The 19,183-nt window shown below is 73.3% G+C and carries 16 protein-coding genes; 8 read left to right on the forward strand and 8 right to left on the reverse strand.

Features of this window, described 5'->3' with window-relative positions:
* Positions 1-145: 145 nt before the first annotated feature.
* Complete coding sequence (locus ABZU32_RS19240) at positions 146-1,921, reverse strand: FAD-dependent oxidoreductase (protein ID WP_354923878.1); 1,776 nt, start codon at positions 1,919-1,921, stop codon at positions 146-148.
* 171 nt (positions 1,922-2,092) lie between these two features.
* On the opposite strand from ABZU32_RS19240, the gene ABZU32_RS19245 reads away from it, so the two are divergent.
* From ABZU32_RS19245 to ABZU32_RS19255, 3 genes are read left to right on the forward strand one after another with little or no spacing between them, the layout of a single operon-like run.
* A complete protein-coding gene (locus tag ABZU32_RS19245; RefSeq protein WP_354836580.1) occupies positions 2,093-3,358 on the forward strand; it encodes a beta-ketoacyl-[acyl-carrier-protein] synthase family protein in 1,266 nt (421 codons plus the stop codon).
* Complete coding sequence (locus ABZU32_RS19250; protein ID WP_354923880.1) at positions 3,355-4,620, forward strand: ketosynthase chain-length factor; 1,266 nt, start codon at positions 3,355-3,357, stop codon at positions 4,618-4,620. Before ABZU32_RS19245 ends, ABZU32_RS19250 begins: the two co-directional genes overlap by 4 nt.
* Positions 4,617-4,874: an acyl carrier protein gene (locus ABZU32_RS19255; RefSeq protein ID WP_354836400.1), complete on the forward strand. Its 258-nt coding sequence runs from the start codon at positions 4,617-4,619 to the stop codon at positions 4,872-4,874. The genes ABZU32_RS19250 and ABZU32_RS19255 overlap by 4 nt, the downstream gene beginning before the upstream one ends.
* A gap of 928 nt (positions 4,875-5,802) precedes the next feature.
* Here the strand turns inward: ABZU32_RS19255 and ABZU32_RS19260 are convergent.
* The gene (locus ABZU32_RS19260; RefSeq protein ID WP_354923882.1) at positions 5,803-6,570 is read right to left on the reverse strand and encodes an AfsR/SARP family transcriptional regulator; all 768 of its coding nucleotides are present in this window, start codon (positions 6,568-6,570) and stop codon (positions 5,803-5,805) included.
* Positions 6,571-6,963: 393 nt separating this feature from the next.
* Here ABZU32_RS19260 and ABZU32_RS19265 point away from each other — a divergent pair, with 393 nt between their 5' ends.
* Together ABZU32_RS19265 and ABZU32_RS19270 are read left to right on the forward strand one after the other, a co-directional pair.
* Positions 6,964-8,925 carry an AMP-binding protein gene (locus tag ABZU32_RS19265; RefSeq protein ID WP_354923884.1) on the forward strand — a complete coding sequence of 654 codons (1,962 nt, stop codon included), beginning with the start codon at positions 6,964-6,966 and terminating at the stop codon, positions 8,923-8,925.
* A 6-nt stretch (positions 8,926-8,931) separates the two neighbouring features.
* Entirely contained in the window at positions 8,932-9,960 is a 1,029-nt protein-coding gene (locus ABZU32_RS19270) for a methyltransferase (RefSeq protein ID WP_354923886.1), read from the forward strand.
* A gap of 254 nt (positions 9,961-10,214) precedes the next feature.
* On the opposite strand, the gene ABZU32_RS19275 is transcribed toward ABZU32_RS19270, so the two are convergent.
* From ABZU32_RS19275 to ABZU32_RS19295, 5 genes are read right to left on the reverse strand one after another with little or no spacing between them, the layout of a single operon-like run.
* Positions 10,215-11,618: an FAD-dependent monooxygenase gene (locus tag ABZU32_RS19275; protein ID WP_354923888.1), complete on the reverse strand. Its 1,404-nt coding sequence runs from the start codon at positions 11,616-11,618 to the stop codon at positions 10,215-10,217.
* Positions 11,619-11,668: 50 nt separating this feature from the next.
* Positions 11,669-12,442: an SDR family oxidoreductase gene (locus tag ABZU32_RS19280; RefSeq protein WP_354836390.1), complete on the reverse strand. Its 774-nt coding sequence runs from the start codon at positions 12,440-12,442 to the stop codon at positions 11,669-11,671.
* A complete protein-coding gene (locus ABZU32_RS19285) occupies positions 12,435-13,394 on the reverse strand; it encodes an aromatase/cyclase (RefSeq protein ID WP_354923890.1) in 960 nt (319 codons plus the stop codon). The genes ABZU32_RS19280 and ABZU32_RS19285 overlap by 8 nt, the downstream gene beginning before the upstream one ends.
* Positions 13,395-13,416: 22 nt before the next feature.
* Positions 13,417-14,202: a 3-oxoacyl-ACP reductase FabG gene (gene fabG, locus ABZU32_RS19290; protein WP_354836386.1), complete on the reverse strand. Its 786-nt coding sequence runs from the start codon at positions 14,200-14,202 to the stop codon at positions 13,417-13,419.
* A 26-nt stretch (positions 14,203-14,228) separates the two neighbouring features.
* Positions 14,229-15,020, reverse strand: coding sequence for an NAD-dependent epimerase/dehydratase family protein (locus tag ABZU32_RS19295; RefSeq protein WP_354923892.1), 792 nt, complete (start codon positions 15,018-15,020; stop codon positions 14,229-14,231).
* A gap of 191 nt (positions 15,021-15,211) precedes the next feature.
* Between ABZU32_RS19295 and ABZU32_RS19300 the strand changes: the two genes are divergently transcribed.
* The gene (locus ABZU32_RS19300) at positions 15,212-16,255 is read left to right on the forward strand and encodes a methyltransferase (protein ID WP_354836382.1); all 1,044 of its coding nucleotides are present in this window, start codon (positions 15,212-15,214) and stop codon (positions 16,253-16,255) included.
* A 73-nt stretch (positions 16,256-16,328) separates the two neighbouring features.
* Here ABZU32_RS19300 and ABZU32_RS19305 read toward each other — a convergent pair whose 3' ends face one another.
* Positions 16,329-17,084 (reverse strand): TetR/AcrR family transcriptional regulator, encoded by a 756-nt coding sequence (locus ABZU32_RS19305; RefSeq protein ID WP_354923894.1) that lies wholly within the window; start codon positions 17,082-17,084, stop codon positions 16,329-16,331.
* Between the two features lie 152 nt (positions 17,085-17,236).
* On the opposite strand from ABZU32_RS19305, the gene ABZU32_RS19310 reads away from it, so the two are divergent.
* Together ABZU32_RS19310 and ABZU32_RS19315 are read left to right on the forward strand one after the other, a co-directional pair.
* Entirely contained in the window at positions 17,237-18,244 is a 1,008-nt protein-coding gene (locus ABZU32_RS19310) for an ATP-binding cassette domain-containing protein (RefSeq protein WP_354836378.1), read from the forward strand.
* On the forward strand, positions 18,241-19,095 hold the full coding sequence (locus ABZU32_RS19315) for an ABC transporter permease (RefSeq protein ID WP_354836376.1): 855 nt from the start codon (positions 18,241-18,243) through the stop codon (positions 19,093-19,095). The genes ABZU32_RS19310 and ABZU32_RS19315 overlap by 4 nt, the downstream gene beginning before the upstream one ends.
* Positions 19,096-19,183: the final 88 nt, after the last annotated feature.

A 19,183-nucleotide genomic window follows, 5' to 3' on the forward strand; every position in this document is an offset into this window, starting at 1 on the left:
CCGCCGACGCGGCGCCGATCACTGCTGCACGTGGCCGGGGGTGGAGAGCCGCGCCCGGTGAACGTATGCGGTCACCGCACTAGGCGGGTGTGGTGTCCAGCGCGTCCGGCGCCGGTGGCGCCCGGGTGGGCGCGGCGTCCGGCGCCTAGGCGGGTGTGGTGTCCAGCGCGTTCGGGGTCGGTGGCGCCTGGGTGGGTGTGGTGTCCAGCGCGTCTGGTGCCGGTGGCGCCTGGGTGGGTGTGGTGCCGAGCGCGTTCGGGGTCAGTGGCAGCCGGGCCAGGGCGACGGCGAGCGCGTCGGCCGTCAGCGCCTCGCCGCGGGCGGCCAGGTAGCCGTCGGGGCGGATCAGCAGCCAGTGGCCCTCGACCGGGGCCAGCAGGCCCGGCACCCCCGGGCCGGGCGGCAACGGGTTCGGCAGGCCGGAGCCGGGGCGCGGTGACATCGTGCGCACCGACAGCCAGGCCCCGTACCGCGCGTCCGCCTCCGCCGCGACGGCGCCGAACGCGTCCCGTGGGCCGCCGGTGTAGGCGAGCAGCGTCCAGCGGGGGTCGCGCAGCTCGGCCAGCACCTCCCGCCACGCCGGGTCGGCGGCGCGCGCGGCGTCGGCCTGGGCCACCCGCTCGCCCGGCCCCGGCCCGGAGGCCGCGCCGCCGGAGGGGCTGCGCGGCCCCGGCCCGGAGGCCGCGTCGTCGGAGGGGGTGGTGAGCGAACCGCCTGCGTAGTGCAGGCCCAGCCCCGACACCCCGCCGAGGATGGCGCGCTGCATCCGCACGCGCAGCCGCGGGACGGCCCGCAGCACGGCGAACACCACCGGCAGCAGCCCGGCCAGCACGGGATTCCTGAGCTGGATGAGCCGGGTCGCCCGCTTGGTCGAGGCGAGCAGCGTGCGGCCCACCGGCACCCGTTCCTCGCCGTAGCTGTCCAGCAGCTCCTCGCCGGCCTGCCCGTGCACGACCATGGCGAGCTTCCAGGCCAGGTTGAACGCCTCCTGCACGCCGGTGTTCATGCCCTGACCGGAGGCGGGGCTGTGCACGTGGGCGGCGTCCCCGGCGACCAGGCACCGCCCCTCGCGCATGCGCGGCGCCATGCGCTGCTGGAAGGTGAACACCGAGATCCAGCTCGGCTCGGCGACGTGGAAGGCGCTTCCGACGCCGGCCGTGATCAGCGATCCGAACCGCCGCGCCACCGCCGCCGGGTCGGGGTCGTGCTCGACGGCCGCGGTGTCCAGCAGCCGCCAGCGCCCGGGTTCGATCATCGGCACCGTCATCATGGTGACGCCCGGGCAGCGCACCCAGTAGATGCTGTCGCGCGGCAGGTCGGTCTCCACCTGGGCGTCGGCGATCAGCCACGTCTCGCTGGACTCGCCCAGCAGCGGCAGCCCGAGGAGCTTGCGCACGGTGCTGTGGCCGCCGTCGCAGCCGACCAGCCACGGCGTCTCGGCGTGCTCCACCGTTCCGTCCGGGCGGACGAGCTTGGCGCGCACTCCGTCGGCGTGCTGCTCGAAGCCGTCCAGGCGCACCCCCCACTCCACGGCCACGCCGCGCCGGGCGGCCGCCGCGCGAAGGGTCTCCTCGGTGGTCACCTGGTCGATCGCGATCGTGAACGGGAAGCGGGTGGGCGTCTCGGCGTAGTCCGCCTCCAGCCGGGTCAGCCTGCGTCCCCGCTGGTACATCGTGAAGGAGGTGATCCGCCGCCCGCGCGGCAGGATGTCCTCGACGATCCCCATCTGGTCGTAGACCTCCAGTGTGCGGGGATGGGTGGCGATCGCCCTGCTCGTCGTCGCCGGGCCCTCCCGGGCGTCCACCAGCCGCACCCGCACCCCCCGCCGGGCGAGCTCATGGGCCATGGTCAGCCCCACAGGTCCCGCGCCGGCCACCAGGACCTCGGCCGGCTCCTCGCGTGCGTCGTCTCCCAGCGTCATGGCGGGATGGTCACGCCGCTCCCTCGAGAACCGGTCGAGCCGCCGCCCTCCACCGCACTTCGAGCGGCACTCGAGGCGCGTTCCGCAAGGTCATGACGGGTCCGGAAGGGCCCGTCCTCCGTACGGAAGGAGCCCGATCATGTGCGGAGCCTCGGTGTCCCGGAGGTGCCGATGAAGCGCCGGGTCGCGATCACCGGGATCGGCGTGGTGGCGCCAGGCGAGCCGGGGGCGAAGGCTTTCTGGGAGCGGATCACGTCGGGGTCCACGGCCACCAGGCCGATCAGCTTCTTCGACCCCGCCCCCTACCGGTCGCGCGTCGCGGCCGAATGCGACTTCGACCCCGTCCGCGAGGGACTGTCGGCGCAGGAGGTGCGGCGCCTGGACCGGGCCGCGCAGTTCGCCGTCGTCTGCGCCAGGGAGGCGCTGGCCGACGCCGGCCTGCACGACGGCGACCTGGCCCCCGAGCGGACCGGCGTCAGCCTCGGCAGCGCCGTCGGGTGCACCATCAAGCTCGAATGGGAGTACGCCGTCGTCAGCGACGCGGGCCGGCTGTGGGAGGTCGACCCCGCCTACGCCGTCCCGCACCTTTACGACTACTTCACCCCCGGCTCGCTGGCCGCCGAGGTCGCCTGGGTCGCCGGGGCCGAGGGCCCGGTCACCGTCGTGTCGGCGGGCTGCACCTCCGGCCTGGACGCGGTGGGGCACGGCTGCGAGCTGATCGGCGAGGGCACGGCGGACGTCGTGCTCGCCGGCGGCACCGACGCGCCCATATCGCCCATCACCGTGGCCTGCTTCGACGCCATCATGGCGACCTCGAACCACAACGACGACCCCGAGCACGCCATGCGGCCCTTCGACCGCACCAGGAACGGCTTCGTGCTCGGCGAGGGCGCCGCGGTGCTGGTGCTGGAGGAGCTGGAGCACGCCCGGCGGCGCGGCGCCCGCGTCCTGGCCGAGATCACCGGGTTCGCCAACCGGAGCAACGCCTACCACATGACCGGGCTGCGCTCCGACGGCAAGGAGATGGCCGAGGCCATCCGGGCGGCGCTGGACCGGGCACGGCTCGCGCCCGAGGAGGTCGGCTACGTCAACGCCCACGGCACCGGAACCAAGCAGAACGACCGGCACGAGACCGCCGCCTTCAAGGCCGCCCTCGGCGCGCACGCCTACGACGTGCCCGTCAGCTCGATCAAGTCCATGCTCGGGCATTCGCTCGGCGCGATCGGCTCCATCGAGATCGCGGCCTGCGCGCTGGCCATCGAGCACGGCGTGGTGCCGCCGACCGCCAACCTCCGCGAGCCCGACCCCGAGCTGGACCTGGACTACGTCCCGCTGACGGCCCGCGAGAAGAGGTTGGACGCCGTGCTCACCGTGGGCAGCGGCTTCGGCGGCTTCCAGAGCGCGATGGTGCTCCAGCGCCCGGGGACCGCGGCATGAGCGCCGTCGTCACCGGCATCGGGGTGCTCGCTCCGAACGGGCTCGGCACGGAGGAGTTCTGGAGCCGGACGCTGGACGGGGTGAGCGGCATCGGCCCCATCACCCGCTTCGACGCCTCGCGCTACCCGGTGCGGTTCGCGGGCGAGGTGCCCGGGTTCACCGCCCGCGACCACCTGCCGGGGCGGCTGGTCCCGCAGACCGACCGGATGACGCAGCTCGCGCTGACCGCCGCCGACTGGGCACTGCTGGACGCGGCCGCCGACCCCGGCGACTTCGGCGAGTACGACATGGGCGTGGCCACGGCGGCCTCGGCCGGCGGGTTCGAGTTCGGACAGAAGGAGCTGCAGAACCTGTGGCGGCTCGGCCCGCGGCACGTCAGCGCCTACCAGTCGTTCGCCTGGTTCTACGCCGTCAACGCGGGCCAGATCTCCATCAGGAACGGCCTGCGCGGGCCCATGAACATCAACGTCGCCGAGCAGGCGGGCGGCCTTGACGCGGTGGCCCAGGCCAGGCGCATGGTGCGCGGGGACACGCCGCTGGTGGTGACCGGCGCCGTCGACGCCTCGCTGTGCCCGTGGGGGCTGGTCGCCCAGTTGCCGAACGGCCGGCTGAGCACCGGCGACGACCCGCGGACCGCCTACCAGCCGTTCGCCGCCGGCGCGCGCGGTCACCTGCCGGGGGAGGGCGGGGCGATCCTCGTCGTCGAGGACGCCGAGAGCGCCCGCCGCCGGGGCGCGCCGCACCTGTACGGCGAGGTCGCCGGATACTGCTCCACCTTCGACCCCGCACCGCGCACCGGGCGCCCGCCGCGCCTGGCCGCGGCCCTCCGCGGCGCGCTCGCCGACGCCGGCATCGACGCCGTCGACGTCGACGTCGTCTACGCCGACGGCGCCGGCGTGCCCGAGTTGGACCTGGCGGAGGCCGAGGCGATCGCCGAGGTCTTCGGCAGGAACGGGGTGCCGGTGACGGCGCCCAAGAGCATGACCGGCCGGCTGAACGCGGGCGGGGCGGCCCTGGACCTGGCGGCGGCGCTGCTGTCCATCAGGGACGGGGTCATCCCTCCGACGGCCGGCGTCACCGGCCCCGACGAGCGTTACGGCCTGGACCTGGTGACCGGCGCCCGGCACGTGCGCGTCGGCGCCGCGCTGATCATCGCCCGCGGCTACGGCGGCTTCAACGCCGCGATGGTCGTACGGCGATGCCCCCCGGCCGCGCCGCGGCCCGCACGGGCCGCGGCCGTCATCCAAGGAGAAGGAACATGAGCGAGTTCACCATCGACGACCTCAAGCGCATCCTGCGCGCCTGCGCGGGCGAGGACGAGGCGGTCGGCCTGGACGGCGACATCCTGGACAGTGGTTTCGAGGAGCTCGGCTACGACTCGCTGGCCCTGCTGGAGACGGCGAGCCGCATCGAGCACGAGGTCGGCGTCGCCGTGCTGGACGAGGAGATCGGCGAGGTGACGACCCCCCGCCAGTTGCTCGACCTGGTGAACGGCCGGCTGGTGCAGAAGGTGTGAGTCACTCCGCACCCCCGGCCGGCCCAGGGACCGCACCCCCGGCCCGCCCACGGTCCGCCGCCTTGGTCGGTCCGCGGTCCGCCGCTCCGCCGGAGCCCGCACCCTCCGGTGGCGCGGCACCGGGCCCTGTGCCCGGTGGAGAGATCACGGGCCGGGTCGTCCGCGCGGACCGCGGGCGCCCGGTCCGCCATCCGCACGTGCACCCCCGACCGAGGCCGGTCCCGGTTCTGGGGCGGCGGCCTGGCGGCACGGCCGAGGAGCTCATGGTCCGCGCCGCCGGGGCCTCCCACGCGAGCGCTCCATGCCCGCCGCCTGGCACATGGGTGACGAGTCGGCGTCTCGGAAGGCGGTACACGCGACGACCCTCGTCGAAGAGGCACTCCGGGTAGACGGCGAGGGGCGCGAGGTGAGGACGGCGCATACGGGCGGGGATCACCAGGGCGGCGGCGCTCCGCCTCGGTCGCCGTAGCGGGCGCCGGAATCGCCGTGCCACGGCCCGCCGGCGCGGCGCCGATCACTACGGCATGGGCCGTGGGTGGAGACGGACGGCTGGTGGACGGATGTGACCATCGCACTGGACCTGTGCGTGGGCGCCGGAATCGCCGTGCCACGGCCCGCCGGCGCGGCGCCGATCACTGCGGCATGTGGCCGTGGGTGGAGACGGGCGCCTGGTGGACGGATGTGACCATCACACTGGACCTATGTGTGGGCGCCGACATCGCCGTACCACGGCCCGCCGTCTCGGAGCCGATAGTTGCGGCACATGGCGGGGGGAGAGGGGTGCCCGGTGGACGGGTGTGGTCACCGCGTTGGACCAGTGCGCGTGTGCCGGCATCGCCGTACCACGACCCGTCGACCCTGCGCCGAGCACTGCGAAGCATGGCCCGGGGGTGGAGAGCCGTGCCCGGTGGACGGGTGTGGTCGCCGACTAGACCAGGGCGCGTGCGCCGGTGCGCAGCACGTCCTCGTGCGCGTGCTGCAACTCGGGGGAGGGGTCCAGGCCGAGCTCCTCGCTGAGCAGGCCGCGGGCGTTCTGGTAGGCGTGCAGCGCCTCGCTGCGGCGTCCGCACCGGTTCAGCGCGACGACGAGCTGCGCGTGGAACCACTCGTTGAACGGGTGGGCGGTCACCAGCGCGCGCAGCTCGGCGATGAGCTCGTGGTGGTGCCCCAATTCCATTTCCGCCTCTATTCGGAGCTGCAGGGCGGCGATACGTCTTTCTTCCAGATGAATGGCATAACCATGCAGAAGCCGGCCGTAGTTGACGTTGGAAAGCGGCGCCCCGCGCCACAGCGCGAGCGCGTCCGCCGTTTTAAGGGCGGCACCCGCCGTACGGCCGTCATTACGCAGCGCACGCGCCTGCCCGACAAGGGTCTCGAAGGTCAGGTAGTCGGTCGCCTCGAATTCGATTCTGAATATGTACCCCGGCGGCGACGTGGCGAGCATCCGGTTGGAGGTGGCCTCGCCGAGCTCGCGGGAGAAGGACTTCCGTAGCTGGTAGATGTAGGTTTGGGCGGTGGTGACCGCGCTGTGCGGGGGGTGGTCCCCCCACAGCTCCTCGATAATCGCGTCCAGGCTCACCACCTGGTTGGCGCGCATGAGCAGCAGCGCCAGAACCTGCCTTTGCTTGCTGGATGTCGGCGTGCACATCCGGCCACCGCTGACCACTTCGAGCGGACCTAAAAGATTGAATCTCACCGGAACCCTCCAAAGACGGGTGCAATGCCGTGCTGACGGCCGTCCTGCGCGGAGCTCCCTGCCGCGTGTCAAACGTAGTTCGGGGATATTTGCCGGTCAATGCGGGGGCGCGCAGTCTTAGGGAATAATTAAGATGTTGAATACGGGTTACCGGAAGCCCCTCCAGGGGGCGGGCCGGGGTGTGAGATCGGACATGGCCGCCCCGCCGTCGCCGCCCCTGGCGCTCGCCGGCGTCCCCGTCCGTCCCCTTCGTCCCCCTGCTCCGCGCTTCGCCGCGCGCGGTCCGCGCGCCTTCGATCGGGGCTCAAGGAGGGCCCGAGGAGGGCCCGAGGAGGGGCTGCGAGGTTTCGGATGCCGGTCCGAACCGCGGTCGCAGCATGGGAGGCGTCCACCATGTCCATCCCGGAGTCCATCTCGGAGTCGCGCACGCTCGACATCAGCCTCGCGGAGGGGGAGCCGCTCGCGGCCGCCGGCGACATCGCGGGTCCCCGGGTGGACGACCTGCTACGCAGGGCGGCCGCGCGGGCGCCCTCGCGCGCCGCGCTGCGCTGGACGGGGGGCGAGATCACCTACGCCGAGCTCGACGCCCGCGTGGACCGGTGCGCAGCGGCGCTGGCCGGCCTGGGCGTCGGCCCCGGCGACGTCGTGGCGGTCGCCGCGGTGCTCGACCCGCTCTTCGCCGTCGGCTACTACGGGATCGCCCGCGCCGGGGCGGTGAGCGTGCCGGTGAACCCGCTGATGCGCGCCGAGGCGCTGGAGCACATCCTGCGCACCTCGGGCGCGGTGGCGGCGGTCCTGAGCCCGCAGGTGCGCGCCGCGCTGGACCCGGCGCTCGACCGCCTGCCGGAGCTGCGGCACGTCCTGCTCACCAGGCCCGACCCGGCCCGCCCCGAGGCCGTCGTGCTGGACGACCTGATGGCGCGGGCCCCCGCCGCGCCTCCGCCGTCCCCGGCGCCGGAGCCGGGCGGGCAGGACGTGGCGGCGCTGCTGTTCACCAGCGGCACGACGGGCGCGCCCAAGGCGGTGCGGCTCAGCCACCGCAACCTCACGGTGAACGCGGCCCAGACCGCGCACGCCCACCGGCTCACCCCCGGCTCGGTGATGTTCAACTACCTCCCCACGTTCCACCTGATGCACCTGAACATCGCCGTCCACGCCGCCTGCACGCAGATCCTGCACGAGGACCCGGACGTGTCCGCCTCACCCGCGGCGGCCGTCCGCCAGGGCGTCACGCACTACTACAGCCTGCCCATGCGGCTGACGCGGCTCGCGGCGGACCCGCGCCTGGCCGAGATGCGGCTCCCCGGCGTGCGCGCCATCCTGTCCGGCGGCTCCGCGCTGGCGCCTGCGGTGACGACGCGGCTCGCCGCCCACTTCGGCGTCCCGGTGGCGCAGGGCTACGGCCTGGCCGAGGCCTCGCCGCAGACCCACTTCGACCTGCTGGAGGACCCCCGGGCCGGGTCGTGCGGGCCACCGTCGGCCGGCACGGCGTGCCGCGTCGTGGACGTGGACACCCGCCGCGTGCTGCCCGTGGGCGAGAAGGGTGAGATCCAGGTGCGCGGGCCGCAGCTCATGCTGGGGTACCTGGGCGAGCCCCCGTCGGCGCACCTGGACCAGGAGGGCTGGTTCTCCACCGGCGACATCGGCCGCATGGACCCCGAGGGCCGCCTGTTCGTGGTCGACCGGCTCAAGGACGTCTTCAAGTGCGACAACTTCCTCGTCTCGCCCACCGAGATCGAGCGGGTGCTCGCCCGCCACCCCGCCGTCGCCGACTGCGTGGTCCTCGACCGGCCGGACGAGTTCAGCGGGGCGGTGGCCTGCGCGCTGGTCGTCAGCTGCGTCCCCGGGACCGACCCGGCGGAGCTGGCCCGCTTCGTCGACGACCAGGTCCCCTACTACCAGCGGCTGCGGCACGTCGAGCTCGTCGAGACGATCCCGCGTTCGCAGAACGGCAAGATCCAGCGCCGGGAGCTGCGCGCCCGGCTGCTGGACGGGCCCGGTGCCGGCGCGGCACCGCAGAGCCGGGGCGCCGGGCGACCGGAGGGCCGTGGCACCGATGAGAGGAGCAAGTCCGTGGTCACCATCATCAACAAGCTCACCGTCACGGGGGACCCGATCGAGTTCGAGCAGCTGCTCGGCAAGATCAGCGGCTACATGAAGAGCCGCCCCGGTTTCGTCAGCCACCGCCTGTACCGCTCGCTGAAGGACCCCAACGTGTTCGTCGAGACCGGCGAGTGGGAGGACATGGCCTCCCACCAGCAGGCCGTGATGGGCAGCGGGTTCCAGGAGGTCCTCCCGGAGCTGATCAAGCACGCCAAGGCCGAGATCGACCTCTACCAGACGGTCGAGGACTGATCGCCGATGACCACCGACGCCGGGCTCCACACGGTGATGCTCATGCGGGAGCTGGCGCTGAGCGCCGGCTACGCGGGCATCCTGCGCGCCGCCGCCGAGCTGCGGCTCGCCGACGCCCTCGGCGAGGCCCCCGCCACGGTCACCGAACTGGCCCTGGAGGTGGACGCCGACCCTGAGGCCCTCGCCCGCCTGCTGCGCGCGCTGGCCGTGCACGGCGTCTTCGCCGAGGACGGGCAGGGACGCTACACCCACACCGAGATGTCGCGGCTGCTGCGGGCCGACGCGCCGCGCAGCATGCTCTACATGGTGCTGTGGGCCACCGAGCCCTGGACGTGGGCGCTGTGGGGCCGGCTCGCCGAGGCCGTGCGCCGGGGCGGCGAGGTGTTCGGCGAGGTCTACGGCAAGGACTTCTTCACCCACCTGCACGAGGACGCCCCGGACTCGGCGCAGGTGTTCGACCGGGCCATGACCCAGTCGAGCGTCATGTCCGCGCGCATGGTGGCCGAGATGCTGGACCTCGACGGGGCGGGCGTGGTCGCCGACATCGCCGGCGGCCAGGGCTACCTGCTGGCCACACTCCTGGAGCGCCACCCCACGGTGCGGGGGGTGCTGTTCGACCTGCCCAAGGTGCTGCTGAACCCCGACCCGCGGCTGGCGGAGGGCGGGACCCTGGCCGGGCGCGCCCGGCTGGTGCCCGGCGACTGCCGCGAGTCGGTCACTCCCGGGGCCGACGTGTACGTGCTGAAGAACATCCTGGAGTGGGAGGACGAGAGCACGCTGCGCGCCCTGCGCAACGTCAGGGCCGCCGCGCGTCCCGGCGCCAAGGTCGTCGTCATCGAGAACCTGGTCGACGGCAGCCCTGAGATGAAGTTCGCCACCGCCATGGACCTGTTGCTGCTGCTGAACGTCGGCGGGCGCAGGCACACCAAGGACGGGCTGGTCGGGCTGATCGGCCAGGCCGGGCTGGAGGTCACCGGCCTGCGCCGGGTCGGCCCGTACCTGCACATGATCGAGAGCACCGTGCCGGGCGCCTGACCCGCGCGGCGCGGGACGGAGGCGAGGGGGCGGGCGAGCCGATCGTGCCCGCCCCCTCACCCATGTCCGGAAACGGCCGGACGTCCCCCCAGGAAAGAGCCCTGCACCCGGGAGGAGCCCCGCCGGCCGGAAGGGACCCGCCGACCGGCAAGAGGCCCGCCGAGCGGGAGGAACCCGCCGACCGGGAAGAGTCCTAGGAGACGGCGGAAGGCCCCGGCCGGGTGGGCCGGGGCCTGGTCGGTCGGACGGGCGGGTCAGGCGGGTGAGGCGGGTGAGACGGCGCCGGGGATGAACAGCTCCGCCGAGACGCGCAGGCCCGGGTCGCCGTAGGCGATCTTCTTGAGCATCGAGCGGTAGACGGGGGAGCGCGACACGACCCGCGCCAGCGCCGGCCGCACCATCGAGGCGAACCCGCCGGTGGAGAGCATGACCCTGCTCTGCGCGCGCTGGATCCTGGTCATGCTGTCCACGCTGGGCCTGCGCCTGAGGGTGAAGGCGCCGAGGAACGACGCCCGGGCGTCGTGGGACCGCAGGGAGGCCAGCAGGATCGGATGGACCGCCACCGCGTCCTGGATGGCCAGGTTGATGCCCTGGGCGCCGATCGGCCCGTGGGTGTGCGCGCTGTCGCCGATCAGCACCAGCCCGTCCCGCACCCACTGGTCGGCGCCGCCGGCGAACACGTCCAGCAGGGTCAGGTCGGTGAGCGCGCCGATGCGCTCGCGCACCAGGTCGGCGTACTCGGGGATCGCCGCGCAGATCTGCCGCTTGACGTGGTCCACGCCCTCGGCGGCCAGAGCGGCGTAGCCCTTGTGTGGGAGCGTCCAGCCGACCTGCACGCCGTCGGGCACCGAGGCGTAGGTGAGCACCGGGTTGCCGCCGTCCAGGAACACCCTGACCACGCGGGGCGGCGCCCCGGCGGCGGGCAGCTTGAACCACAGCACGTCCTGGTCGAAGACGTCCAGGCGGGTGTAGCCGATGCCGGCCAGGCGGCGCACCTTGGAGTACCTGCCGTCCGCGCCGACCACGCAGTGCGCGACGATCGCGTGCCGGCCGCCCCGTCCCTCGCACAGCGCGCCCCTCACCGCGCCGTCCTCCTCCAGCAGTCCGGTGACCCGGGTCCCGCCGAGGTAGGTGAAGCGGTCGTGGCGCAGGCAGTGCTCCAGCAGCTCCTGGAGCAGGTGGGGCTGCGGGATGGCGAGCAGGTGGTTGTGCGGCCCGGGCAGCCGGCGGTAGTCGCCGTCCAGCAGCACCCTGCCCCGGTCCACGAGCTGGAACCTGTCGTGCTCGTGGCTGCCGCGCTCGCGGGCCCCGGCGAGCACGCCGAGGGAGTCCAGCAGCGCCGTCCCGCCGGGTTGCAGGATCTCGCCGCGGTACTCGCGGTCGAAGGACGACGCCCGCTCGACGAGCGTGACCCGCGCGCCCGAGCGCAGCAGGACCAGCGCCAGCGTCAGACCGGCGGGACCGCCGCCGACCACGCAGAAGTCGGTCTCGATCTGCCTCTCGGGACTCTTCCCGGCGTCCTTCCCGACGTCCTGATCGGCGTCCACCCTGGTGTCCGCCGTGGTGTCCCGCCTGGTGTCGGCCGTGGTGTCCGCCGTGATGTCCCGCCTGGTGTCCTCCGTGGTGTCCGCCGCGGTGTGTCGGCCGGTGTCCGTCATCGCCGTCCTCGTTCCTGTCACCGCGGCGGGGCCGCCCGGCCCGGCCCCGGTCACGAAAGCAGCCCCAGGCCGCCGTCCACGTTGATCACCTGGCCGTTGATCCAGGCGGCCTCGCCCGTGCTGAGCAGGGCGACGACCGCGGCGACGTCCTCCGGCGTGGTCAGCCGCCCGGCGGGCGTGCGCCGCGCCAGGAAGCGGATCGCCTCGGGGTTCGGCGTGTCGGGCCCCTTGTCCAGCTTGGTGGTGGAGACGCCGTTCACGGTGACGCCGTGCGGGCCGAGCTCCACCGCCAGATAGCGCACCAGGCTCTCCAGCGCGGCCTTGGCCACACCGAGGCTGACGTACATGGGGATCACGCTGTGCGCGCCGACGCTGGACACGGCGATGACCCGCCCGTCGTCGCCCATCAGCCCCTCGAAGGCCGGTGCCGCGAACAGCAGCGGATTCAGGGCGGCGGCGACGTCCCCGTGCAGCGCCGCGACGTCGGGCCGGATGGCCGGCATGGGACGCCAGGACGCCGCGTTGTGCACGAACACGTCCAGCCGGCCGAAGCGGCGGCGGATCGCGCCGAGCAGGCGGGCCACCGCGTCGCGGGCCGTCATGTCGGCCCGCATGGTCAGCGCGGTGCCGCGCAGCCCGGCCAGGCCGCGCAGCGCCTCGTCGGCGTCCTTGTCGGAGTGGGCGTAGTTGAGGATCACATCGCAGCCGGAGGCGCAGAGCTTGCGCGCGATGGCCAGCCCGAGGCCGCGGGTGGCCCCGGTGACGAGCGCGACCCTCCCGTCGAGCCGCACGGAGGGGTCGGGCGCGGTGAGCGGGTCACTCACCGCGCGCCCCCGCGCCCGTCCGGGACTCGACGAAGGACTTCGCGTGCCGCAGCGTCGTGGTGCTGTTCGCGCTCAGCGCCTGCCGCACCCGCGTGCGGGCCTCGGCGAGGGTGGCGTCCGGGCCGAGGAGCTCCTTGACCGCCTCGGGGCGGATCACCACCGTGTGGGAGGAGGTCACCTCGACGCCCTCGCCGCTCTCGCGGAACGACCAGCACCCGGTGTGCGCCGTCATGATCGCGGGCACGACGACCTGCTTGTAGACGATGCGCGAGCAGGGCGTGCACACCCGCACCGACGAGGTGGTGTGCGTCGACCCGTCGGGGGACCTGGTGTCCATCTCCATGACCTGCAGGCCCGGCACCTGTTCGGTCAGCTCGACGCGCGCCACGTGCGGCAGCCGGTCCGGCCAGTCCTGGCACCGGTAGATGTAGTCGTAGGCGTCCTTCGCCGGGCCGTCGATGAGCACGGTGTCGTCGAACGACAGCATCAGCTCGCCGAAGGCCAGGCTGCGTTCGGCCGACTCCTTCAACCCGGCCAGCTCCTTGTCGCTGTTGCGGTCGACCGCGCGCCGGATCCACTCGACCTTCTCGGGGTCGTCGCCGACGGCCGCGAAGTCGTGCTTGAGCACGACCTCGGTCCGCCCGCCGGGCAGGGGGCGGATCACCCACTCGCCGCCCATGGACGCGGCCGGCGGGCGCGGGTCACGCTGGCGGAAGGCCACCCGGCGCTCCTCGCGGCGCAGGGACCGGGCGGAGGTCCAGCTCCGCACCTCTCCGTTGGCGGTCGCCCAGATCCTGATCAGCTCCTCGGTGTCGTCGCCCTCGGCCCGCTCGGCGTGGATCGTCGGCCCGAAGTGCAGGGGCCAGGCGCCGACGTCGGCGATCAGCCCGTAGACGGCGTCCGCGGGCGCCGCGATCGTGACGGTGTGTTCGGTGACGTACGTGGTCTCCACAGCTGCTCGCCCTTTCCGCGCCTCAGTAGTTGCCGAGCCCGCCACAGATGTTGATCGCCTGGGCCGTGACCGGGGCCGCCGCGTCGCTGACCAGGTAGGACACCATCGCCGCCACCTCCTCGGGGGTCGTGTAGCGGCCCAGCGGGATCTTGGCCTCGAAGCGGCGCAGCACCTCTTCCTCGGAGATCCCCCAGTGGGCGGCGTACCCCTGCCGGACCCGCTCGGCCATCGGCGTCTCGACGTACCCGGGGCACACCGCGTTGACGGTGACGCCGGTCGGGGCCAGCTCCAGGCCCAGGGCCTTGCTGAAGCCGACGACGCCGTGCTTGGAGGCCGAGTACGGCGCGCCGAGCACGACGCCCTGCTTGCCGCCGGTGGAGGCGATGTTGACGATGCGCCCGAAGGACCGGCCGGCCAGGCCGCCGGCGGACAGGACCTCCCGGGTGACCAGGAAGACCCCGGTGAGGTTGGTGTCGATGACGCTGTGCCACAGCTCGTCGGGGATCTCCGCGGTGACCCCGCCGCCGCTGCGCCCGGCCGCGTTGACCAGGATGTCGACCGGCCCGTACCGGTCGGTCGCGGCGGCGACCAGGGCCCGCACCTCCTGCGCGGACCGCACGTCGCAGCTCGTGCCGTCCACCTCCAGGCCCTCCTCCGCCAGGTCCTTGACGGTGGCGGCCACGTCGGCGGCGGTGCGGGCGCAGATGTACACCCGGATGCCCGAGCGCGCGAGCGCCCGCGCCACGCACAGCCCGATCCCGCTGGTGGCTCCGGTCACCAGTGCGGTCCTCGGCGCTTGGTCTGTCATGGGGGCTCCCTCCGCGTAAGGTCGGCTCACCGGGCCCCGGCCCGGGCGTCCGCCGTGCCGCGCCGTGCCTCGGCGACATAGCCCGGCAGGTACTTCTCGAACACCCCGGCGTAGTAGCCGGGGCCGAATCCGCACAGCTTCACCTCGGGCACCAGCTCGGTGAGCTTGGCGATGGAGATGTCGTGCCTTCCCTCGTCGCGCACCTCGACCAGACGCTTGTCGGCGACCACGCCGAGCCGTTCCTCCAGGTGGGCGACGACGGTCTGCACGGGGATCGCCACGCCCGAGCCGACGTTGACGACCTCCCGCCGCACGCCGAGGGCGAGCAGCCGGTCCAGGCACATCACCACGTCGGCGATGTCGATGAGGTCCCGGCACACTCCGCGGTGGATGTACACGGTGCCGGACAGGATCTGCCGCACGAGCGCCGGCGGGAACTGGTGCGGCCTCTGGTGCGGGCCGACCAGGTGCGTCAGCCGCAGGACCAGGTGGTCCAGCCCCGAGTCGCGCAGTACGGCCTCCATCGCCAGCTTGTGCCGCGCGTACGGCGTGCTGGGGAAGACCGGGCCCCGCTCACGGCCCGGCGGGCCGTGGGTGCCGTACATGCCCTTGGACGCCGTCGACAGGTAGACCAGCCGGCGCCCGCGGGCGCGGCAGCGCTCGACGACCTCGTACAGCATGGTCGCCTCGCGCGCGAAGTCCTCCATCGAGGCGTTCGATCCGCTGGACACCCCCGCCGCGAACACCACGGTCCCGGGGTGCGAGCCGGCGATCGGCTCCAGATTTCGCGCGACGAACCCGCGCCCGACGATCTCCACCGGCTCACTCCTCGCGCTCAACGGTCTCGGTCGAGCATCCGGAGGTCCGTTCGGGCGGGGTTCGACTCCCGCTCGAGCCCGCGCTCCCGTCCGGTCCTCGGCTCTACCTCCAGGAGGGCTCGAGAGCGGCGCCGCACCATGCGGCAGCAGAGACCGAAGGCGAATCCATGGCCCTTCAAGGAGGACGCGGCATGACCGCAGACCAGGCGACAGCCGAGAAGCTCATCGACATGATCATGAACTACTCCCGGGCGCAGCTCGTGCGCAGCGCCGTGGAGCTGAACATCGCCGACCGGCTCGCCGGGGGCCCGCGCACCGCGGGTGAGCTCAACGAGGAGATCGGCGGCCATCTCGACGCGCTGAGCCGCTTCCTCAAGGCGTGCACCGCGATCGGCCTGCTGGAGGAGCCCGAGCCCGAGCGGTTCGCGCTCGCGCCGCTCGGGGAGTTCCTGCGGACCGACACCCACGCCGGCTCGGCGATCTCCAAGGTGGCGCTCGGCGCGGCCGGCCCGGGCATGTACCGGATGGGCGAGTACTTCACCGAGGTGGTGATGACCGGGCAGCCGGTCGCCAAGTCGGCCTTCGGCCTGGACTTCTACGACTACTACGCCGCCAACGCGGTCGAGGGCGCCCGGTTCGGCGAGATGATGGCGCTGATGACCCACGGCTGCGCCGAGGCGCTGGCCACCACCTTCGACTTCGGCCCCTACCGGAAGATCATCGACATCGGCGGCGGCCACGGCATGCTGCTCAGCCGCATCTTGGAGGCCGCGCCGCACACCACGGGGGTGGTGTTCGACATGCCCGAGACGGTGGCCGGGGCACGCAAGTACATGGAGGAGCAGGGCCTGGCCGACCGCGCCGAGTTCGTGGCGGGCGACTTCCACTCCGAGCTGCCCTCCGGCGGCGACCTCTACACGATCAAGACGGTGCTGTGCGACTGGGACGACGAGCACGTCGCGCGCATCCTGGCCAACCTGCACCGGGCGACCACGCCGGGCACCGAGGTGCTGCTCATCGACTGGATCATGCCGGCGGACGCCTACGGCAACAAGGACTTCCTCATCGGCCTGTACCTGGGCAGCTTCAACATGCTCGCCCAGTCGGGCGGCAAGATCCGCACGCTGGCGGAGTGGACGGCGCTGATCGAGGGCGCCGGCTTCCAGATCAGCGACACCCTCACCCTGCCCGACCCGCCCACCCACTGGGACGTGCTCCGGCTCACCCGCCGTTAGACGCGGACCAGGGCCCGCGTCCCCGCAGAGGGCGGCGCGGGCCCTTCGCCGTCCCCGGGCGCCGGCGAGGTGGTCAGGAAGGGCGGGCGGCGGCGCCGTTCAGCCGGGGCAGGAAGCCGTCGAGCAGGCAGTCGAGCCCGTAGGCGAAGTCGAGGTCGGGATCGCTCTCCTCGCCCTCCTGCTCGATGAGGCGGCTGAAGGTGGGGTAGCCGCCGCCGGCCACCACCTCCTCGATGTAGGGCTGCACGGTGGCCGCCCACTGCTCCTCGGTCATCCCGTTGCGCCGTTTGGCCTCCTCGCCGGCCAGTTCCTGCAGGACGAAGCCGGTGACGTAGCTGGTCGTGGCGCCGACCATGCGCGCCATCTCGGGCAGGCGCAGCCCGTGCCCGTCCAGGGCGGCCAGGGTGTACTCCAGGTGGCGCAGCGCGTTCGGGCCGAGCGGCGCCCGCGAGGAGGCGGCCGCGACGAACCACGGGTGGCTGCGCAGCACCGCGCGGGTCTGGGTGGCGATGAGCACCAGCGCCGCGCGCCAGTCTCCCGCCGACCTCTCGGGCAGCTCGATCATGCCGTAGACCTCGTCGACCATCAGGTCGAGCAGGTCGTCCTTGTCGGGGATGTGCCGGTAGAGCGACATGGTGCCCGCGCCGAGCCGCACGGCGATGGCGCGCATCGACAGCGCGCCCAGCCCCTCGGCGTCCGCGATCTCGATCGCCGCGGCCACGATCTGCTCCCTGGTCAGCGCCGGGCGGCGGGCCGAGCCGGAACGCCCGAGGCGCGACCACACCAGCCCCGCGCGCGGCGCGGGCCCCCCGCCTTGTCGCTCGCCCATGCGCATCTCCCTTCACGTGCCCGGACGCCCTGCGGCTCCGGCGAGTTCCCCCACCGTCCATTATCCGGGTTGCGTACACCGCACCCTGGGGCGTACGCTCGTATCATAAAGCGTACTAAGTACGCATGACAATGGCGGAGAGGAGGCAGGCGATGGCGGACACAGAGGCTCCCGTGATCGAGGCGGAGGGCCTGCGCAAGCGATACAAGAAGACCATCGCGCTCGACGGCGTCGATCTGGCCATAAAGCCCGGCACCATCTGCGGCCTGCTCGGGCCGAACGGCGCGGGCAAGACGACCGTGATCCGCATCCTCACCACCCTGCTCCGCCCCGACGGGGGCACCGCGCGGGTGGCGGGCTACGACACCGTCAAGCAGGCCGAGCTCGTGCGCTACCGCGTCGGGCTCGCCGGCCAGTACGCCGCGGTGGACGAGCTGCTCACCGGCCGGGCCAACCTGGAGATGATCGGCCGCCTGTGCCACCTGCCCCGCAAGGAGGCCCAGCGGCGCGCCGACGAGCTGCTGCACCGCTTCGCCCTCACCGACGCGGCCGAGCGGCTGGCCAAGACCTACTCCGGAGGCATGCGCCGCCGCCTGGACCTGGCGGCCAGCCTCACCGTCGAGCCGCCCATCCTGTTCCTGGACGAGCCCACCACCGGCCTCGACCCGCGCAGCCGCGCGGGCATGTGGACGCTGATCGCCGAGCTGGTCGAGGCCGGCACGACGGTCCTGCTCACCACCCAGTACCTGGAGGAGGCCGACCGCCTGGCCGACCAGATCGTCGTCATCGACGCGGGCAAGGTGCTGGCCACCGGCTCGCCGGCCGAGCTGAAGGCCGCCACCGGAGGCGAGCACGTGGACGTCGTCGTCCGCCGCGACGACGAGGTCGAGACCGCCCGCGCCGCCCTGGCCCGCCTGGCCTCGGCGCGCCCCCGGGTCGAGCGCCACCTGCGGCGCATCACCGTCCCGGTGACCGGCGGGCCCGCGGCCCTGGTCGAGGCGGTCCGCGAGCTGGACGCCCGCTCGGTCGGCATCGACGACATCTCCCTGCGGCGCCCCACCCTCGACGACGTCTTCCTGCGCCTGACCGGGCGGCTCGCCGACCGGTCGGGCGACACCCCCACCACCGACGAACTGACCTCGCAGGGAGCGGCACGATGAGCATCCCCGGCACTCTGGTCCTGCCGCTGCCCCCGCGCGGCTGGCGCTCGCGCCTGCGCTGGACGGTGGCCGACTCGCTGACCATCACCCGGCGCAACCTCAGCCACATCAGGCAGGTGCCCGAGCAACTGATCGACGTCACCCTGCAGCCCATCATGCTGGTGCTGCTGTTCGCCTACGTCTTCGCGGGCGCCATCCACATCAGCGGGGGCGACTACCGCGAGTACCTGGTGCCCGGCATCTTCGTGCAGTCCATCTTCTTCACCGCCGGCGGCACGGCGGTGAACGTCTCGCTGGACATGACCCGCGGCATCAACGACCGGTTCCTGTCGCTGCCGATGGCGCGGTCGGCGGTGCTGCTCGGCCGCACGGTGTCCGACCTGTTCGAAAGCGCCATCAGCCTGGTCATCATGGCGCTGTGCGGGCTCATCGTCGGCTGGCGGGTGCACACCGACCTCGGCTCGGCCGCCGCCGGGTTCGCCATGCTGCTCGTGCTGGCCTACGCGGTGAGCTGGGTGGCGACCTACGTCGGCCTGGTCACCCGCGGGCCCGAGGCCGCGACCGGCGTGACCATGGCCGTGCTGCTGCCGCTGACCTTCGTCGCCAACACCTTCGTGCCGACCGAGGGCATGCCCGCGCTCGTGCGCCCCATCGCCGAGTGGAACCCGATCAGCGCCGCCGCGGCCGGCGCGCGCACGCTGTTCGGCAACCCGAGCGTGATGCCGCAGGGCGGCGCCCCCGCCTGGCCGCTGCAACACCCCGTCCTTGCCACCTTCGCCTGGTCGGCGGTGCTGCTGGCGGTGTTCGCCTCGCTGGCGATCCACCGCTTCCGCAACGCCATGGCCCGCTGACCCCGCCCGCCGGCCCCGCCCGCTGACTCCGTCCGCGGGCCTCCGGCGAGGCTCGACCGGCGACCGGCATCGTGACAGGACCCACGAC

Origin of the sequence: Sphaerisporangium sp. NPDC005288 (assembly GCF_040607475.1) — a bacterium.
GTDB lineage: Bacteria > Actinomycetota > Actinomycetes > Streptosporangiales > Streptosporangiaceae > Sphaerisporangium > Sphaerisporangium rhizosphaerae.

What these genes read in the sequence shown, in the direction of transcription:
- ABZU32_RS19240 (WP_354923878.1), bottom strand. Translation starts at nt 1,921, where the DNA reads ATGACGCTGGGAGACGACGCACGCGAGGAGCCGGCCGAGGTCCTGGTG.
- ABZU32_RS19245 (WP_354836580.1), top strand. Translation starts at nt 2,093, where the DNA reads ATGAAGCGCCGGGTCGCGATCACCGGGATCGGCGTGGTGGCGCCAGGC.
- ABZU32_RS19250 (WP_354923880.1), top strand. Translation starts at nt 3,355, where the DNA reads ATGAGCGCCGTCGTCACCGGCATCGGGGTGCTCGCTCCGAACGGGCTC.
- ABZU32_RS19255 (WP_354836400.1), top strand. Translation starts at nt 4,617, where the DNA reads ATGAGCGAGTTCACCATCGACGACCTCAAGCGCATCCTGCGCGCCTGC.
- ABZU32_RS19265 (WP_354923884.1), top strand. Translation starts at nt 6,964, where the DNA reads ATGTCCATCCCGGAGTCCATCTCGGAGTCGCGCACGCTCGACATCAGC.
- ABZU32_RS19270 (WP_354923886.1), top strand. Translation starts at nt 8,932, where the DNA reads ATGACCACCGACGCCGGGCTCCACACGGTGATGCTCATGCGGGAGCTG.
- ABZU32_RS19275 (WP_354923888.1), bottom strand. Translation starts at nt 11,618, where the DNA reads ATGACGGACACCGGCCGACACACCGCGGCGGACACCACGGAGGACACC.
- fabG (WP_354836386.1), bottom strand. Translation starts at nt 14,202, where the DNA reads ATGACAGACCAAGCGCCGAGGACCGCACTGGTGACCGGAGCCACCAGC.
- ABZU32_RS19300 (WP_354836382.1), top strand. Translation starts at nt 15,212, where the DNA reads ATGACCGCAGACCAGGCGACAGCCGAGAAGCTCATCGACATGATCATG.
- ABZU32_RS19305 (WP_354923894.1), bottom strand. Translation starts at nt 17,084, where the DNA reads ATGGGCGAGCGACAAGGCGGGGGGCCCGCGCCGCGCGCGGGGCTGGTG.
- ABZU32_RS19310 (WP_354836378.1), top strand. Translation starts at nt 17,237, where the DNA reads ATGGCGGACACAGAGGCTCCCGTGATCGAGGCGGAGGGCCTGCGCAAG.
- ABZU32_RS19315 (WP_354836376.1), top strand. Translation starts at nt 18,241, where the DNA reads ATGAGCATCCCCGGCACTCTGGTCCTGCCGCTGCCCCCGCGCGGCTGG.